The organism is Bacillus sp. FSL W8-0640, assembly GCF_038007725.1.
GTDB classification, from domain to species: domain Bacteria; phylum Bacillota; class Bacilli; order Bacillales; family Bacillaceae_G; genus Bacillus_A; species Bacillus_A cereus.
Map to the genome: position 1 here is coordinate 41,887 of NZ_JBBOXT010000003.1, position 17,034 is coordinate 58,920.

Here is a 17,034-nt window from a genome sequence, read left to right on the forward strand (position 1 = left end):
CGCCTTCGGGCGGTCTTCCCTAACATGAAAATCGGAGGTTGTTAAATATGGCAAAAATCAAAGCATCTTACGTTAATCATAACAATGTTCTTAAATTACCGAAACGACCGTTAAAAGTCTACCTGGCATCGCCGTTCTTCAATGACGAAGAGATCGAATGCGTTGCATTCGTAGAAAAGGTATTACGCGATAAAGGCCTAGAAGTATTTAGCCCTCGCGAACATCAAAATGAACATTTAGAATTCGGATCGGTAGAGTGGCGAAAAGCTACGTATTTAAACGACTGTCATGAGATCTTAAAGTGCGATATCGTTGTCGCAGTTCATTCGACTGATAGCGGCACAAACTGGGAACTAGGAGCAGCATCGGCCGTACAACGTCCAGTAATCTTATTCGACGATAATACGGATCTACCACGAAATATCATGTTAACCGAATCATGTCATGCATTCTTAGAAGGTCGCGAAGCATTAGAGAAGTATAACTTCGATGTACATGTTCACGAACTGGAAAAGGTGTACTACGAAGGCACGGTTATTTAATTGCAGCGCTCTATAAGGGCGCTCTTTTTATATAGGAGGCGATAGAATGACGAATCATAATTTTCATGACAAGCACGATAGCACACAAGAAACGGAATTCAAACCGAATGACACCTTATTCGAAGTCGGGAAGCTATTTCCGCCGACGGACGATCTAGAGCGTCTAGCAGATTACGAGACAGGTAAGCGACTGTATGAAGGAGAATTCAAAACGCTACCTAAGCGAGCGCAGGAAATGTTAAAGGATACACCGCACGCAGAACGATTAAATTCGTTATATCTAGCGGTCAATCTTCTCGACATTATCGTCCACAAGCCCGCTGATCTTATGTTTAACGAAGATCCAACGTTCGAAAGTGGCCTAGATCCCGATTCGATCGAGCAGCAGCGATTATCCGCAATCGTAGAAGAGAACGATCTTTCTGCGTTAGGTCAAGAATTAGTCGTGGGCGCAGGTTTCCGAGGGGATTCGTTCATTAAGACGTATTTCTCATACCGTCAAGACTTTAGCGAACTTCCGTACATTCCGAAGGGCGTCGAAATGGAAGCGATCATCGAGTCGCAAGATCCATCGACTGTATTCCCTGAGTTAGCGCGAGGATCAAAGAAGAAATTCAAGGCCGTAAATATTGCGGCGATCGAATGGGTTATACAAAAGGACGGAAGCGAAACGCCATATCTGAATGTAGAACGACATATCGCAGGATACATTCATTATAGAAGATTCCGACTATCCTCGAAACCCAACATCATTACGAAGTACGGCATTAATCAGCCACAATATGAGATTTTAGACGAAGTACACGAAGGTTTCAGAGTAGTAGAAACGGGCGTACCTATGATCCTAGTACGACATATTCCGTACAAGGCAACCGATACACACTGGCGAGGCATTAGTACAACGAAGAAAGTCAAATCGTTAATCTATGCGATCAATGACCGCTTAACTCAGATCGACTATATCTTAATGAAACATAGCGATCCTACCGCATACGGCGTAGACTTACAAAACGTCAATCTTACGTGGGGTGGCCGTTATATTCCAGTAAGAGACGGAGAAGTCGCACCCGCTTATATGACGTGGGACGGAAAGCTAACAGACGCGTTCAAGCAACTAGAGACGTTAATCAATCTAGTTTTCCAAATCTCAGAGACGCCACAATGGTTATTCGGTACATCGATCGGTAACGTCGGCGGGACTGGGACGTCACATACGGACGGTTCAGCTATCAAAGCAAGATTTATGCCGATCCTATCGAAAGTCAAACGTGTTCGTACGAACGTAGACCGTGCTTTCAGAGACTCGTTATATTGCGCCCAGTTACTAGAGAACTACGCAAACGAAGGATCATTCGAGCATTACGAAGCGATTTACCCGAAAATCAGATGGAGAGACGGATTGCCTGCGAACGAGAAAGAGCAAGCGGAAATCATGCAGATCCGTACTGGTGGTCTTCCTACGATCGATCGATTAACTGCTATCAAAGAAATGGATAGTCTAGACGACATTCAAGCGAAGGCCGTAGTCGATAGAATTCTAGAAGATGAAAAAGCGTTAAAGCCTGCAACGCCTAACGTCTTCAACGAAGAAAGCGAAATCGAACTAGATCTTCCAATGAATGAAGAGGACGAAAAAGTAAATGAATGATAAGCGAATCGAGCCGTCTTACGTATATAACGTTGGGCGGCTTGTCCGCATTTATAGACGGGCATTACAGAACATGCAGGCACAAATCGATCAGATGGAAATCGCTGATCTGAATAGAGCGACTGGAATTGCACTTATGCATAATATTCAATTAGAGCTTATCAAGGTAGACAAAGAAGCGGCCGAGTGGATCAAAGAAAATGTCCCACTTGCTGCGAAAGAGGGAATCGCACAAACGCTACATGCGCTAGGATACGCGGACACGATCGAAGCTGCCTATCGAATTGCTCGATTTAGTCAGACAAACGCAGATATGGCACGAGTAGCAGCAGCGGACACGATGAAAAACGTTCTTGCGATTACCGATAACATGGCTACGGAAATGCAGCGAGGTATACGCGCCGTATCAGCCGAGGTTATAGCGACAGGGATCGCAACGTCTCGTAATTCTACCGTTATGTCGGATCAGATGAAAGAAAAGATCAACGAGCTAAAGCAGCAACTTAAATATTGCGTTGATACTGGGATCATCGACAAGGGCGGTCGCCGTTGGTCGGTCGAGCGCTATACGGAAATGCTAGCGCGTACGAAACTAACTGAGATCCAAAAACAAGCTACGGAAAACGAGGCGATCAGTCGAGGCGCTTATTATGCGACGATCTCATTCAACGGATCTACAAAAGATGCGTGTCGATTCCATCAAGGGCGGATCATTAAACTAAAGGCCGAAGCCGAAGGGTCATACCCCACGTACGACGAGTTGAAAGCAACAGGGCAGATTTTCCATCCGAATTGCAAACATCATATCGTGCCGTTTCGTGATTACGACAAACTAGACGATCACTCGAAGGAACTTGCGAAAAGGCAGCAGATTATCGGAGAAGCTGCGGAAAAAGCAGGCGGACGCGATCCAAATTTAAGAAATGAAGAAAAAAGTTAAAAAGTTTACGCAATGTATACAACAAACGATCGATTAGTCGTACCTATAGTATGAGGAAAGAGATAAGAAACAAGCCTTACGACGGGGTTAAGCATCAGAATTTATAACCGACGGGTTTAAAACGGGGGTATCAGAATGACAGAGAAATTAGATAACCAAACTCACGAAGAGGAAATCAAAGAAGAAATCAAAACGGACGAGCTTAAAGACGACGAAAAAGTTGTCACACTAAAGCAATCCGAACTAGACGCACTTATCGTACGTAATAAGAACAAGGTAAAAGAAAAGTTCGCAGATTACGACGAATTAAAAGCGAAAGCAGAAGCGGCAGATCAAGCAGCCGAAGAAGCACGTCTCGCAAAACTGGACGAGCTAGAAAAGGCGAGAGAGATTGCAGCGAAGAAAGACGAAGAGATCGCAGCAGCACAAGCACGCATCGCAGCATTAGAGAAGGCGGATCGTGACATGAAAGTGACGAACGCATTCAACGCAGCAGCGAAAGCAGCAAACATTCCCGAAGAGTATTTACAAGATGCTCGAATGTTAGCGGGCGTTAATGACGAAACGGAAGTCGAAAAGATTGCCGAGATCGTCGAAAAGCTAGCGAAAGATCGCCCTTACTTAGTTAAGGAAAAAGAAGTAAAGCAGAAGGAAATCGGCGGCGCTTCGAATGGTGCGAAGAAACCACTCGAAAAGACTGACGAGCAAATTCTAGAAGAGTTAGCGGCAAATGTTCGCCGTTACGGTCGCATCGAAGATAAGGTCAAGTATGCGCAAATGAAAAAGAAGTTAGGGCGTTAAGCCTTTAACATAAATCACAAATCAAATCAAGTCGCCTTTTGTGGGCGGCTTTTTCTATTACAAAAATATCAGGGGGTTTTATAAATGACAAAGATCTATACAGAGGACTTAGTAGGAAAGAAAGAATCGGTAGTAGATGAATTTTTACTATTAAATCCACTACAAACACCAATGTTAAACCTAATTCAATTCGGTAGCACAGTAACGAACGTCGAGCACGTATGGTTCGAAGATGAAATGTTCGCACAAGAGAGCGCATTGACAAAAGCTCTAACTGCTGACGACACAACTGTAGAAGTAGAAAGCGGCGAAGCATTCCGATCTCGTCAAGTAATTCGTATCGGCGAAGAGTTGATCTTAGTAGCTAAAGTCGAAGGCGAGAAGTTAACAGTAGTTCGTGGTTACGCTGATACTGCTGCGGGTACTGCGGAAGTAGGCGAAGTGGTAGAAGTAATGTTCGTAGAGGGTGAAGAAGGATCAGACGCTCGCGACGGTCGTCACAAACCACGTAAGCGCGTATCTAATATTACGCAAATCTTCGACGAAACTGTAGAAATCACAGGTACGGCAATGGCAGTCGCTCAATATGGCGTTGACAACGAGTACGAAAAAGAGAAACAAAAGAAACAACTAGAATTAGCGCTAGCATTAGAAAAAGCGGTAATCAACGGTATCAAGTACGAGCAAGGTAACAAACGTATGATGCGCGGTATTCGCTCATTCATCGAAACAAACGTTATCCCTGCGGGTGGTGCTGCGATTTCTGACGAGCACTTAATCGATGCTTTCCGCATGATCTTCGAAGCGGGCGGTTTCAATCAAGGCGGTAACTACAAGATCGTAGTAGGCGCTACGCAAAAGATCGCGATCTCACAATTCGGCAATGCTCAAATCCGTTTAACTCGTCAAGATAACGGACGCGGACAAGTAGTAGACCACTACGTATCTGACTTCGGTAACGCTGAGATCTTATTAAATAACAACATGCCTGCGGGTGAGGTATTAATCATCGATGCAAACCGTATCGATATCCGTCCACTACAAACGCGTGAATTCGCTCACACTTACTTAGGTAAGAAAGGCGATTACATGCAAGGTATGATCGTCGGCGAGTACACGCTAGAGTTCTTACAAGAAGCGGCACACGCTAAAATCGTAGGTCTTGCGACTGGCAAGAAAGCACCTGCTAAAGCAACTACGGCACGCGCAGCAGCTAAAAAATAATCGAAACTGATCGGCTAGGGCTTCGGCTCTAGTCGCCTTTTCGTATACGGGAGGTCGTGATAGATGGATAGAATTGCAGCAGCAACGGAACACATCGACGCTTACGTAATTAGTAACGAAGATTGGCACGATGCCGACGAAGCAAAGAAAGTTCGCCTTATGAATGCGGCAGGTAGGACGCTAGAAAAGAAATTCAAGGGAAATACGATCCCCGACAAAGCAGTTTACGAATTCGCTGCGTACCTAGCTATCGTTTACAATGACACGAACAAGATGCAGCAACAAGGAATCGCATCATTCAGCGTTACAGGCGTAGGTTCTTTCACGTTCAAAGAAAACAATGTATCTAGTGCGGTAGGGCAATCGCTAAAGGATCTTATACCTGACAGTGTAGTAGAGCTTATCGAAGAAGTAAACGACGATCTACACGTATCGGGTCGAAATGTGGGGTGGCTTACATAATGGCAATCGTACCATTAAAACAAACAGTCACTAGACGAAGGGCGGTCGGAGATCTCGATATATGGGGAAAGCCCGAAAGGATTGAAGAAACCGAACTTACATGTCGTGCGGTCGAGGGATCGCACACCACAACGGATCGAAATAGTCAAATGCACGGCGCAACAATCGTTGTCGATCTGAAATTATTGCTAGACAAGCTAGCTGATATCGGTTACGAAGATGAAATTGAGTACGTCAACGAAGCAGGAACGATTTACAAAGGTAATCCGAAAAACATTACAATTCAGCGGGATTTCACAGGTAATCCGTTGCTGACGGTGGTGTTTATTTAATGTCAGGGTTCACAATCGATTTTAGCAGCTTTGACGGAAATATGAATCGGATCACAAACGACGTTAAACATTCGACTAAACAAGCTATGCAGGATTGCGTAGATGATCTCGCTAGGATCTCGTCAAACATTGCGCCTATCGATACGAGTAGTCTACGTAAATCACATAAAAAGACCGTCAAACAACAGGGCGATCAAGTAATCGGAGAAGTTTCGTTCTCAGCGTTCGGACGCGGTAATTTTAATTACGCAATAGCCATGCACGAATGGTCATATACGCCGAGTTCTACGGGATCATTTAACGGTTATGCGGTCGGTAGTAAGTATTTAGAGCGGCCACTTAAAGGTGAGTCACAAAAGTACTTACGATGGTTCGGCGAAGGTGTTCAGAAAGGATTGAGGTAGTATGCGTGCACAAGACGTTATGAATTACGTTAAACCAATTATACCAAATACGTACTACGCCTATACATATCCTACGAAATCGAATGATGAATGCGTTTTGATCGTACTACACGGTGGAATGCCTACACGTGATACAGGCGTAAGGCAGACGACATTACAGTTCTTAGTGCGTGGGAATGTGGGCGACGTCCAAACGGCGGAAGCGAAGGCGTACGAGCTATACGAAGAGTTCAAGTATAAAAAAGACGTTATGATCGGCGATTGGTCGGTCTCAAAAATACAAGCGTTACAATCCCAACCAATATGGACGGGAACGGACGAGGCGAAACGTCCTATCTTTTCGCTAAACTTTCAATTAACTATCAGGGGGTAATTAATATGGCAAAAACTAATACAATCAACGTACCGATCGGTGCTGCAATCGTAGAGTATGGCAAAGGCGAGGACATGGTAGTTTTCGACATCACGAAAGGCGGTATCTCATTCGGCGTATCTACATCAGTACAAGAGGTTACAGTCGATCAATACGGTGAAACGCCCGTAAAGTCTATCATGAAAGGACGTAAGGCTGAGACGACAGTACCATTCGCATTACACGATCTAAAACGATTATCAAAAGTAATGCCAAACTCTAAATTCGTAGAAAACGGCGATAAGCAAGCGTTGTTCGTATCTGCGCAAGCGGGATTCGATATGTTATCGACTGCGAAGAAAATGGTTATTAAACCGACTGCGCCTGACACTACGCCGAATGACTGGATCACTGTACCAAACGCAGCGGCGTCAGCTGATCCTGATTACACGTACGATCCTGACAACGAGCGTATCGCGAACATTACGTTCAATGCGTTCCCTGAGGCGGACGGCACTCTATATATCTTAGGTGACGAAACTGTCAAGGAAAAAGAAACGGTAAAGGCTTCCGTAACTAAATAAGCACGATAAATCAGGACTAGGGCTACGGCTCTAGTCTTTTTTGTCGTTTATCGGCGTTTATGTTCTTGTAAAGCACATTTTTTGTGTTTCGTCAAACTTGACAAGGAGGAAGATATATGATTAGAAAAATCACCAATGTTTTTACAAAGAAAGAAGCGAGTAAGGCGATGTTAGCGCCTGACACGTTAACGCTAGGTATGAAGAAGGTTCGTATCAGAAAGGTTACGCCGAAAGAGTTCAAAGAGCTGATCGCCGTATCGGGTAACGTTCCGAATCTAATTATTCAAGTAATTAACGCACCTGCGGATCAGTACGCTGCATATGCGATCGCGGCCGTAGAAGCTGCGACAGACGACTTCGTAACGATCACTTCGCAATTAACGGGTATCGATGTTGAATACCTGCAAGGCGAAGCGGGAATGTCGGAGATCGTAGAATACCTCGTACAAATGGTTAAATACAACGATCTAGAGCGTATGGTAAAAAACCTGATAAGCCTGTTACCAAAAGCGAAGAAGACGGAGGAAGCGACGGAGACGATCGAGGCTACGACGGAAGCCTAGACGATCCCTTCGAAGATTTCCTTCTCGAAATGGCTTCGGTAATGGGCGTTACACAAAGACAGATCGAAGAAGACTATTACCTTATCGATCTTGCTGCGTATGCTGAGAAATCAAGAAATCGAAAAGCTGCGCGCAAACTGGATCTACTAACGATCATAAATGCTAGAAACCTAGAGCAAAAAGAGTACCGCGAATTAATCCGCACATGGACGAGAGAAGCGGGAATCAAACCGAAAACAGAAAAGTTCAATCGTAGCAAATTCGAAGAGCTACGAGCACTATCGTAAAGGAGCGTGATTGTATGGCAGCAAATGCAGGCGAAGTACGGGCGCGGCTCGTACTCGATAACGCTCAGTTTAGGCAGGGCGTAAGTCAAGCAAGACAAGATATGCAAGGATTAAATCAGGGAGCGCAGTCGTCTTCGGAAGGCATGTCGGCGTTAAGCAAGGCATCGGCAATGGCGGGAAATGCCGTAGTAGCTGCGGTAGGTGCATCAGTAAAATCTGCGGCAAACTTCGAACAGTCAATGGCGAAAGTAAAGGCGATCTCAGGGGCGACAGATTCCGAATTTAAACAGTTAAGCGATACGGCGAAACATTTAGGGGCGACAACGCAGTTTAGCGCCTCGCAAGCGGCGGACGGACTCTCCTTCCTATCGTTAGCGGGTTTCAAAGCGCAAGACAGTATCGACGCAATACCATCGGTATTAAATCTAGCTGCAGCAGGCGCGATCGATTTAGGGTCTGCCGCTGACATCGCATCGAATATCATGACAGGTTTCGGATTATCCGCGAAAGACACGGGACATGCGACAGACGTATTAGCGAAAACCTTCACAACTGCGAATACTGATATGAATCAACTAGGTATGGCGATGAAATACGTTGCACCAGTAGCACATTCTCTAGGTTGGGGAATCGAAGATACGGCAGCAGCAATCGCGAAAATGTCCGATGCAGGTATTCAAGGATCGCAAGCAGGTACATCTTTACGTGCTGCGTTACTATCTTTAGCGAATCCAACGGGACAAACGGAAAAGGCATTCGAGAAACTGGGAATTTCGGTAGTAGATGCAAACGGACAGTTCAAGCCACTTCCTGAATTGATCGGTCATATTAGTTCGAAAATGGAAGGCATGACAGACGCACAAAAAACCGTAACTGCAGCACAATTAGTAGGTACGGAAGCGTCGGCGGGATTCTTAGCGTTACTATCACAAGGACAACCCGCGCTAGAAAACTATAAAAAAACATTAGAAGAATCGGGCGGAACTGCGCAACGAGTAGCGGAAATTCAGCAAGCTACGTTACTAGGCGCGTGGACTCAGTTACAATCAGCCGCCGAAGGTTTGGGAATCAATATCGGGCAGCAATTAATACCTGCACTTACTGCGGTAATGCAAGTCGCAGCATCACTAGTCGGATCATTAGCGCAATTAGATCCTGCGTTCTTAGTGGCAGGATTGGCGGCAGCAGGTTTCGCAGCCGCGGCGACGCTCGTATATTCAAATCTCGGTAAGATTAATGCGGCGATAAGACTTATGGGAGCTACGCTTGTTTCGAATCCTGCTACATTATGGATTGCAGGAGTTTCGGCAGCAGTCGGCGCATTGTCACTAGTTCTCATGAAAGCAAAAGGCGCTACACGAGAGTACAAAGAGGTTTCACTAGATACGTATAAATCGTTAGGTGAGCAGGCGCAAGGAATGTACGACCTAGCGGACAAGCACGACCAACTAAAGGGCAAGATTAACCTTACTACGGACGAGTTATTACGCTATCGAGATCTAACTAACGAAATCCAAAAGGCGGAAGAGGGCGCAGAAAAGCAAAAACTTATCGACGAATACGATCAGTTACAACAGAAATCAGGCGCTACGAAGGACGAGTTAAAAGAGTATCTAGATGTTAACGCGGAAATCATTTCGAAAGCACCTGCGACGGCACAAGCCTTCGACAAGAAGGGGAATTCGATCGCTAAAACTTCGGACGAGGCGCGAAAACTGGGCGACTCATATAAGGAAATGCAGCGTATAGAGCTCGAATTACAACAAACGCAACTTATGATTAACCAGAAAAAAGATCTAGAAGATATGGTAAAGGCTTCAAAGAACTATCAGGAATCGTTAAAAGAGCGTAAAGGACTCGAAGAAGCACAAGCTGAAGCTCAAGCTCGCTACAATAGGGCTAAAAAGGAATTTAACGAAGCCGTAAATCGCGGTGAGGAAAGGCAGATCGAAAAAGCAGGCGAGCATTTAAATCTTCAACGAGAGAGGTTACAAACTGCAAACACCGAACTAGCGATAAATAAGTCTGCGGGTACGGAATTAAGAGGGCATCTAAACGCAGCGCAACAAAAATTACAACTGAGCGAAAAAACTACGAATAAAATTATCGAAGAGCAAGCCGCAACCGTAGGCATTACGGGGGCAGTCGGAGAATTGTCAGGAAAGGTTAACGAGAAGTTAGCCGCCGAAGAGAAAGTACTAGCGGAATTAGAGAAACAAAAAATCGCTAACCACGGACTAGAGGGCGAGCAACTAGCGCAGTACGAGGCTTCATCTAAAAACGTCGAGAAGTTAAGAGAAGCGAAAACGGCTATCGATCAGGCGAAAGACAACCATAATCTCTACAAACAAGGAATCGAAGATACTACGGGATCTATCGAGGATATGAACGAAACACTAGGAAAGCCCGTCGATAAAAAGGTGAGCACGAACACCGACGAAGAGAAACAAAAAGCCAATGAACTGCAAGAAAATCTCGAAAAACCTGCGACGAAAGAAACAAAAGGTGATATCTCGGATTTCGAAGCGAAAGACGCCGAAGCCAATAAAAAGGGCTCGAAAGAAAACGTTAAGAAGACGAAGGGCGACACGTCAGATCACGATCAGAAGAATGCGGAAGCCGACAAAAAAGGCTCGAAAGAAAACGTCAAGAAGACGAAGGGTGATACCGCAGACTTCAATCAGAAGGACGCAAAAGCGAATGCAGATGCGCAAAAGGAAAACACGAAGAAGACGAAGGGCGATATTTCCGACGTAGAGAAGAAGAACGCAGACGCCGAAGCGAAAATGAAGGAAGAGGTTACGAAAAACCTGAATATGGACCCATCACAAGCAGATGCGGAACTAGATCGGGTAAGGGAAAAGGCGACAAAGACTGAATTCAAAGACGTCATTGTCAACATCAAAGAGTCGATCACACGTACAGTATCAAACATATTTAGGCATAACGGCGGGACATTATCACAAGAAACGAAACGTCCGAAGTACCATAACGGCGGATCTCCTGCGGGACTGGTCGCACATCGACCGAAGTTCGACGAGATAGACGCAAGATTACTCAAAAATGAAATGGTACTAACGCAAGCGCAGCAGGCGAGGTTATTTAACTTTATTCGTACTGCGAATCGACCTACTACGGTAGCAGCATTCGGACAACAAGGGGATCGTGGTAATCAAAGCGGCAACGTATACAACTCTACCGTTCAAGTAGCGGAGCTACATGTGCGCGAAGAGGCGGACGTAGAGCGCATTGCAGCGGAATTAAAGCGCATGGAACGAGCGAAAGAAAGATCGAGGGGGAGATAGAATGTCATTCATCTATAGAGGACGACACGCAAGCAGATACATGTTAGTAAATACGATCGAGCGGGATCTACTACCGCAAAAAACCGCAAATCTATTAAAAGCGTCGGGTAAAATCGGCGCTTACGATTTCGGATCAGAAACGGACGTAATGCGTTATAACGTTGTCGCTACGATAACGGCAGATACGGAATTAGAGCGAGAAACGAAGCTAGATGACATTCGGCGTTGGTTAAACGTACCTGACGGCGAATTAATCTTCGATTTTAAGAATCACGTAAGTTACACGGCAAAGCTCGACGGATCAACGCCTATAACGCCAATCGGAACAAGCTGCATGATTCAATTCACATTACTATGTTCTGATCCAGTAGGTGACGGACTAGAGAAAGAATATAAGATAGAGCGCGGAAATATGAAAACCGAAGTCGTGAACGACGGAACGGCCGAAGCGTATCCGAACGTACGTATTACATTCGCCGAAGATACACCGACAGTTTCCGTTATCGGAAAGGATTATGCGGTAACTGCGGGACAAGCGCCTGACTACAATAAACAGACAGTTCCATACGAAGAGCGTGTTTTATACGACGAGCTGATCGATGTACGACAATGGACGGATGCGAGCGAGATTTACGACGGGATCGTGTACGGTACATTCGAAAGTAACGGCTATCTATTCCACCAAAAGGGGTGGGACTACGGCGGAAACAAAGACAAGCCCGAAGATCGCTTCGCAGGTTGGCACGGCGCATCTATGTATCGTAACATTCCTGAGCCGATCGATAACTTTATGGTCGAGCTGCATTCTACGTTTAGATCGTGGGATCGTCGAGATATGGGAAGAGTCGGATTCTACCTACTCGATCAGAACGGCCGCAAGTTCGGTAATGCGCATCTAAACGATGTTACATGGCTTAAAACGCAGCAGATTGCGACAGTTAAGTTCGGCGACAATAAGAACGGTATCGCGATGGTTTACGATCGCGGCGGCTTCGATGGGGTTTGGTCTGAATGGAATAACGGAATTATCCGATTCGGACGCAAAGAACGCAAGGGCTACGTTACATGGTTTACGTACTTTGCGTTACAAGATGCGAAAACAGGACGATTCCATACCGAACTATATCGAGAGTATGCGGATTACACAGGGCGCTACCTTAACAAATTAGCAGGCATACAACTCGAAACATCGGCGCTAGGTAATGGCGACAAACGCTACTACATGACGTTAGATCACGTCAACGTATACAAGTACAACGAGAATCAACGCGAGCAGGTTAACGATATGGCGTTTAAGCGAGGCGACACGTTAGAGGTCGATATGGCTTCGGCGTCTATCTACAAAAACGGAATTCTAGCAAATGATATGTTAGATCCGTCTAGTGATTTCTTTAGCATTCCGACGGGACGATCAGAGATTGCGATCTACCCACCATCGGCAGGAGAAACAAGCATCAAATTCACAAATCGATATCTATAACCTAAAAACGCGAGTCTGTCAAATTACGATAGGCTCGCGTTTATGTATATGTGGGGATTCCACGGAAAGGCGGGATAAAATGACAAACGATGTTAACAGCATGATTATCGTAACGGATCAATACGGAAGACAATTAACGATCCTTACAAATCACCTACCGAAGACGCCGCAGTTTTTCGAAGACGGCCACTTCGAGCAGTTAGACGGACTACTAACATATGAGTTTAGTACGCTAGCAAGCGATCCTGACACAAAACACTTAGTCGCAGGAAATAACGTAATCGTACGAAACAAAGATCGTAAACTCATGTTATTTACGATTATTCGTACGGTAGAAGAGCGAAAAGACAACAAGTATGTGCGTCGAGTATTCGCAGAAAATGCGGCCGTAGATGATCTATACAACCATATCGTAGACGGTCAAGCACTAGTCGCAGTTACGGCGAAAGATGCAGCGGAGAAAGTACTAGCGGGTACAGGTTGGAAACTAGGTATCGTAGATTATGCGGGACTACAAAATGTCAATCTACACGAATATCCTACCGCACTAGCTGCGTTACATCAGATTCGCGATCAGTACGGTTTAGAAATGGAATTCACCGTTTCATTTATGGGTATGAAAGTGCGAGATCGTTTCGTACATCTAGTTAAGCGACGCGGTAACGTTACTGGGAAGCGATTCACGTACGGAAAGGATCTAACAGGCGTAACGCGAGAAGTAGATCGATCCGATATCGCAACGGCGGTTATTCCGATCGGTAAAGCTGACGAGACAGGGAAGCGCCTGACGATCGAAGCATTCGAGAATATCCACGACGGCTATGTATCACCTAAAGGGCAAAAGTGGGTAGGCGACGAGCACGCAATGCAGCTATACGGAAAGAACGGAAAGCACCTATTCAAACGATTAGATTTAAGCAGCGTAGACAACGAGTACGAGCTAATGAAAAAGGCAGTCGAAGAGCTAAAGCGCGTTAAGCAGCCGCGAGCAACATACGAAGCTAGCGTCTTATTACTGGAATCGTTAACGGGCTATGAGCACGAAAAGGTACGTCTAGGCGATACGATCTTAGTAAAAGATACAATGTTCGAGCCTGCTCTCGCAGTTAATGCGCGCGTTATCGCAATCTACCGATCATATACGAATCCTACGAAAGACTACGTATTACTGGGCGAATTCGTACCGCTAGTGATCGATAAGAATAGACAAATCGAAGCGATTCAAGAAACGATTAATCAAAATATGACGAAGTGGGAGCAAGGCGGCGAATTCGTTTATAAGAGCGCCACTGAGCCACTACCTAGCAAGAGAACACCCGATATGCTATGGCTAGATACTTCGAAGCAACCAAACGTTATGAAACGTTGGGACGCTGAGAAAAAACTATGGGTTAATGCGTCGGTAACTACGCCCGAAGAAATCGGAGCAGAAACGCCAAAAGGTGCGCAGGACAAGGCGAACAAAGCCGAAGAGACTGCAATCGCAGAAGCAGCGGAAGACGCGGCGATCAAAGCGAAGAAGGCCGAAGAAAAGGCGATCGAAGTAGCCGAAGAAATGGACGAAGAGATTAAGATCGAAATGAAGTCATATGTCGAAGGACTAACGGAAGAAGTCGAAGCCGAAGTCAAGAAACATGCGGATCAAAAGGCGAAAGACGCCGAACTGAATGCGAAACTATTCGCGGAAGGTTATGCGGAAAAAGAGTGGCATTACGGTGAAACACCGCCCGAAGATCTCACGCAGATATGGTTCGATATGTCAAGTACACCAAACAAGATCCGCAAGTATAACGAAAAAACAAAGAAATGGGAAGCAGCTTCGCCAACATCGCCGAAGGATATCGGAGCGGAAACACCTGCGGAAACATTGAAGAAGGCGCAGGACGAGGCAAAGAAGGCACAAGACGCAGCGATCAAGCAAGCCGAAGAAATGGACAAGGCTCTAAAAACAGAATCCGAAAGACTAGCGCAGCAGGCGCAAAAGGATGCAAATGCGCATACTGATAGTGTTACGAAGCTAGTCGAAGAGGCGCTTAAAAAGGATTCGCAGGATAAGGCGAATGCAGCTAAAGAGGGCGCACTAAGCGAAGCTGATCGCCGCATCTTAGAAGCAAAAAAGGAAGTCGAAAGAAATGCGGCAGCAGACGCAAAACTAAAAGCCGATGCAGCACAAAAAGCCGCTACGGATAGAGCGAATGCAGTTAAGAACGAAGTAGAAAACTTCGCTAAAGATGCGGGGAATATTACGCAAGGTACACTCGCAGCACAAAGACTACATGGTGTTACGATCAGCGGTAAGAATGCGAAGATCGTCGATATCGATGCGGGGAACATTACCGCAGGTACACTCGATGCAGCTCGATTAAAGGCGGGATCTATTAAAGCGGAATTACTAGAGTTCGGCGGTCGTGCTAGAGACGTAGCCGAAAATCGTCCCGTTACTTATTCGGGTGGGAATGGATTTAGTGTAAACGGCGGAATGACTTCGAGATACAACGGAGCGGGAAGTAGTAGGGCGGATAAATTCCCGTGCACTATGTCTCTAGATTTCGGGACTGTTATCGGCGAGTGTGTACGCATTCAGTGGACTTCGTATTATTCGAATGATGCACGTTATGCAGCACGTAGTTATAAGTTAGAAACTTCGCTAGACGGCACGAACTGGACGACGTGGGCAGATGTTACAAACAACACAAACCCGATCGTAAGTCATGGCGTAGTAGGTAACGGACAAGTTCGATATGTTCGACTAACTGTACGTGCACCACAAGAAGGGCAGACAAGCGTTAATGTGGCTAACTTCGAAGTACATTCGGTACAGGCAGGAACGATCGTTACGGGGGACGCAATCATAACAGGTCGCATCGATGCTACGAAAGTAAATGTAGATAATCTTAATGCTAATAACATTACGTCGGGTACTATGACTGCTGATCGAATTAATGGCGGTACGATCAACGCAGCGAATACGAATATTATCAACTTAAATGCAGGTAATATCACGAGCGGTACGATCGATGCAGCGAAGATCGGCGTTACGAATCTAAAGGCGGAGAATATTACGTCAGGGATTCTAAACGCAGCTAGAATCGGGGCGAACGCAATTAATGCAGACAAACTCGCAGCGGGTTCGATCACTACCGATAAGATTGCGGCGGCGGGTATCTCAGCAGATAAGATCACGTCGGGTACAATCGATGCACGTAAGATTACTGTAATCGGAATTAATGCGGCAAACATTACATCGGGTACAATCGACGCAGCGAAGATCGGTGTTACGAATCTAAAGGCGGAGAATATTACGTCAGGTATCTTAAATGCAGGTCGTATTGGAGCTAAGTCGATCTCCGTCGATAAGCTAACCGTAGGTGATTTTACAAATATGTGCCCTAATCCGAATTTCGATAGAGGGTCGGACGCAGAGTGGAACGGAATAACTGTCAAGGCATGGAATGCTACGGGAATCCCTGCGGGATCACCAACCCCTAACGTCGGGTCTATGAAAGATAGAAGAGACGCAACATGCGGGCAATTAATCCCAGTTAACGGCGGCGATCGTTTTCTGATCGAATATTCATCGTGTCATATCAGCGGCAACAATCAATTCGCAGTCGGGTTCTTCGTATTCGATCAAAATAGAACGGTATTTAATTACCCTGCTATACGACGCAATGCGGGCGATTGGTCGAAGATGTCGGGCGAAATTCAACTACCTGATAACGCTAGATATATACAAGTATGGACGCAGATTAATGCAACGGAAAAGCACGGCGAGTGGGTGTTTACTGACGTAACGATCCGACGAATGACTGACAACAAACTACTCGTAAACGGATCTGTACATGCAAGTAAAATCGCAGCAAATGCGGTTACTTCCGATAAAGTGGCAGCGAATGCGGTAACTGCGGATAAGATTGCAGCCAATGCCGTTAACGCTTCGAAGATCGCAGCAGGTTCGATCACTACCGATAAAATCGCAGCAGCAGGGATTACGGCGGATAAAATCACGTCAGGTATTCTCGATGCGAATAAGGTACAAGTACGAAACCTAAGCGCAGCCGTTATCACTTCGGGAACGATGTCGGCGGATCGTATTACGGGCGGAACGAT

At 45.7% G+C, this 17,034-nt stretch carries 14 protein-coding genes; all 14 read left to right on the forward strand.

Going from position 1 to position 17,034, the window contains the following annotated elements:
* Positions 1-47: 47 nt before the first annotated feature.
* The gene (locus N2V80_RS29865; RefSeq protein WP_061655958.1) at positions 48-542 is read left to right on the forward strand and encodes a nucleoside 2-deoxyribosyltransferase; all 495 of its coding nucleotides are present in this window, start codon (positions 48-50) and stop codon (positions 540-542) included.
* A 967-nt stretch (positions 543-1,509) separates the two neighbouring features.
* Entirely contained in the window at positions 1,510-2,190 is a 681-nt protein-coding gene (locus N2V80_RS29870) for a phage portal protein (protein ID WP_226800216.1), read from the forward strand.
* Positions 2,183-3,130: a phage minor capsid protein gene (locus N2V80_RS29875; protein WP_061655956.1), complete on the forward strand. Its 948-nt coding sequence runs from the start codon at positions 2,183-2,185 to the stop codon at positions 3,128-3,130. The genes N2V80_RS29870 and N2V80_RS29875 overlap by 8 nt, the downstream gene beginning before the upstream one ends.
* A 135-nt stretch (positions 3,131-3,265) precedes the next feature.
* Complete coding sequence (locus tag N2V80_RS29880) at positions 3,266-3,931, forward strand: hypothetical protein (RefSeq protein ID WP_061655955.1); 666 nt, start codon at positions 3,266-3,268, stop codon at positions 3,929-3,931.
* An 84-nt stretch (positions 3,932-4,015) separates the two neighbouring features.
* A complete protein-coding gene (locus N2V80_RS29885) occupies positions 4,016-5,155 on the forward strand; it encodes an SU10 major capsid protein (RefSeq protein ID WP_061655954.1) in 1,140 nt (379 codons plus the stop codon).
* A 63-nt stretch (positions 5,156-5,218) separates the two neighbouring features.
* Positions 5,219-5,617: a hypothetical protein gene (locus N2V80_RS29890; protein WP_061655953.1), complete on the forward strand. Its 399-nt coding sequence runs from the start codon at positions 5,219-5,221 to the stop codon at positions 5,615-5,617.
* Positions 5,617-5,949 (forward strand): hypothetical protein, encoded by a 333-nt coding sequence (locus N2V80_RS29895; RefSeq protein WP_061655952.1) that lies wholly within the window; start codon positions 5,617-5,619, stop codon positions 5,947-5,949. Before N2V80_RS29890 ends, N2V80_RS29895 begins: the two co-directional genes overlap by 1 nt.
* A 405-nt stretch (positions 5,950-6,354) precedes the next feature.
* Positions 6,355-6,726 (forward strand): minor capsid protein, encoded by a 372-nt coding sequence (locus N2V80_RS29900; RefSeq protein WP_061655951.1) that lies wholly within the window; start codon positions 6,355-6,357, stop codon positions 6,724-6,726.
* A gap of 5 nt (positions 6,727-6,731) precedes the next feature.
* Entirely contained in the window at positions 6,732-7,289 is a 558-nt protein-coding gene (locus N2V80_RS29905; protein WP_180227100.1) for a hypothetical protein, read from the forward strand.
* Between the two features lie 116 nt (positions 7,290-7,405).
* Positions 7,406-7,852, forward strand: a complete 447-nt coding sequence (locus N2V80_RS29910) for a hypothetical protein (RefSeq protein ID WP_061654627.1) — start codon at positions 7,406-7,408, stop codon at positions 7,850-7,852.
* A 29-nt stretch (positions 7,853-7,881) separates the two neighbouring features.
* Positions 7,882-8,139, forward strand: a complete 258-nt coding sequence (locus N2V80_RS29915) for a hypothetical protein (protein WP_080450825.1) — start codon at positions 7,882-7,884, stop codon at positions 8,137-8,139.
* 14 nt (positions 8,140-8,153) lie between these two features.
* Entirely contained in the window at positions 8,154-11,444 is a 3,291-nt protein-coding gene (locus tag N2V80_RS29920; protein WP_061654625.1) for a phage tail tape measure protein, read from the forward strand.
* Between the two features lies 1 nt (position 11,445).
* Positions 11,446-12,924 (forward strand): distal tail protein Dit, encoded by a 1,479-nt coding sequence (locus N2V80_RS29925; protein WP_061654624.1) that lies wholly within the window; start codon positions 11,446-11,448, stop codon positions 12,922-12,924.
* A 79-nt stretch (positions 12,925-13,003) separates the two neighbouring features.
* The coding region (locus tag N2V80_RS29930; RefSeq protein ID WP_340981154.1) for a phage tail spike protein at positions 13,004-17,034 on the forward strand (4,031 nt) is incomplete at its 3' end.

What these genes read in the sequence shown, in the direction of transcription:
- N2V80_RS29865 (WP_061655958.1), top strand. Translation starts at nt 48, where the DNA reads ATGGCAAAAATCAAAGCATCTTACGTTAATCATAACAATGTTCTTAAA.
- N2V80_RS29870 (WP_226800216.1), top strand. Translation starts at nt 1,510, where the DNA reads ATGAAACATAGCGATCCTACCGCATACGGCGTAGACTTACAAAACGTC.
- N2V80_RS29875 (WP_061655956.1), top strand. Translation starts at nt 2,183, where the DNA reads ATGAATGATAAGCGAATCGAGCCGTCTTACGTATATAACGTTGGGCGG.
- N2V80_RS29880 (WP_061655955.1), top strand. Translation starts at nt 3,266, where the DNA reads ATGACAGAGAAATTAGATAACCAAACTCACGAAGAGGAAATCAAAGAA.
- N2V80_RS29885 (WP_061655954.1), top strand. Translation starts at nt 4,016, where the DNA reads ATGACAAAGATCTATACAGAGGACTTAGTAGGAAAGAAAGAATCGGTA.
- N2V80_RS29890 (WP_061655953.1), top strand. Translation starts at nt 5,219, where the DNA reads ATGGATAGAATTGCAGCAGCAACGGAACACATCGACGCTTACGTAATT.
- N2V80_RS29895 (WP_061655952.1), top strand. Translation starts at nt 5,617, where the DNA reads ATGGCAATCGTACCATTAAAACAAACAGTCACTAGACGAAGGGCGGTC.
- N2V80_RS29900 (WP_061655951.1), top strand. Translation starts at nt 6,355, where the DNA reads ATGCGTGCACAAGACGTTATGAATTACGTTAAACCAATTATACCAAAT.
- N2V80_RS29905 (WP_180227100.1), top strand. Translation starts at nt 6,732, where the DNA reads ATGGCAAAAACTAATACAATCAACGTACCGATCGGTGCTGCAATCGTA.
- N2V80_RS29910 (WP_061654627.1), top strand. Translation starts at nt 7,406, where the DNA reads ATGATTAGAAAAATCACCAATGTTTTTACAAAGAAAGAAGCGAGTAAG.
- N2V80_RS29915 (WP_080450825.1), top strand. Translation starts at nt 7,882, where the DNA reads ATGGCTTCGGTAATGGGCGTTACACAAAGACAGATCGAAGAAGACTAT.
- N2V80_RS29920 (WP_061654625.1), top strand. Translation starts at nt 8,154, where the DNA reads ATGGCAGCAAATGCAGGCGAAGTACGGGCGCGGCTCGTACTCGATAAC.
- N2V80_RS29925 (WP_061654624.1), top strand. Translation starts at nt 11,446, where the DNA reads ATGTCATTCATCTATAGAGGACGACACGCAAGCAGATACATGTTAGTA.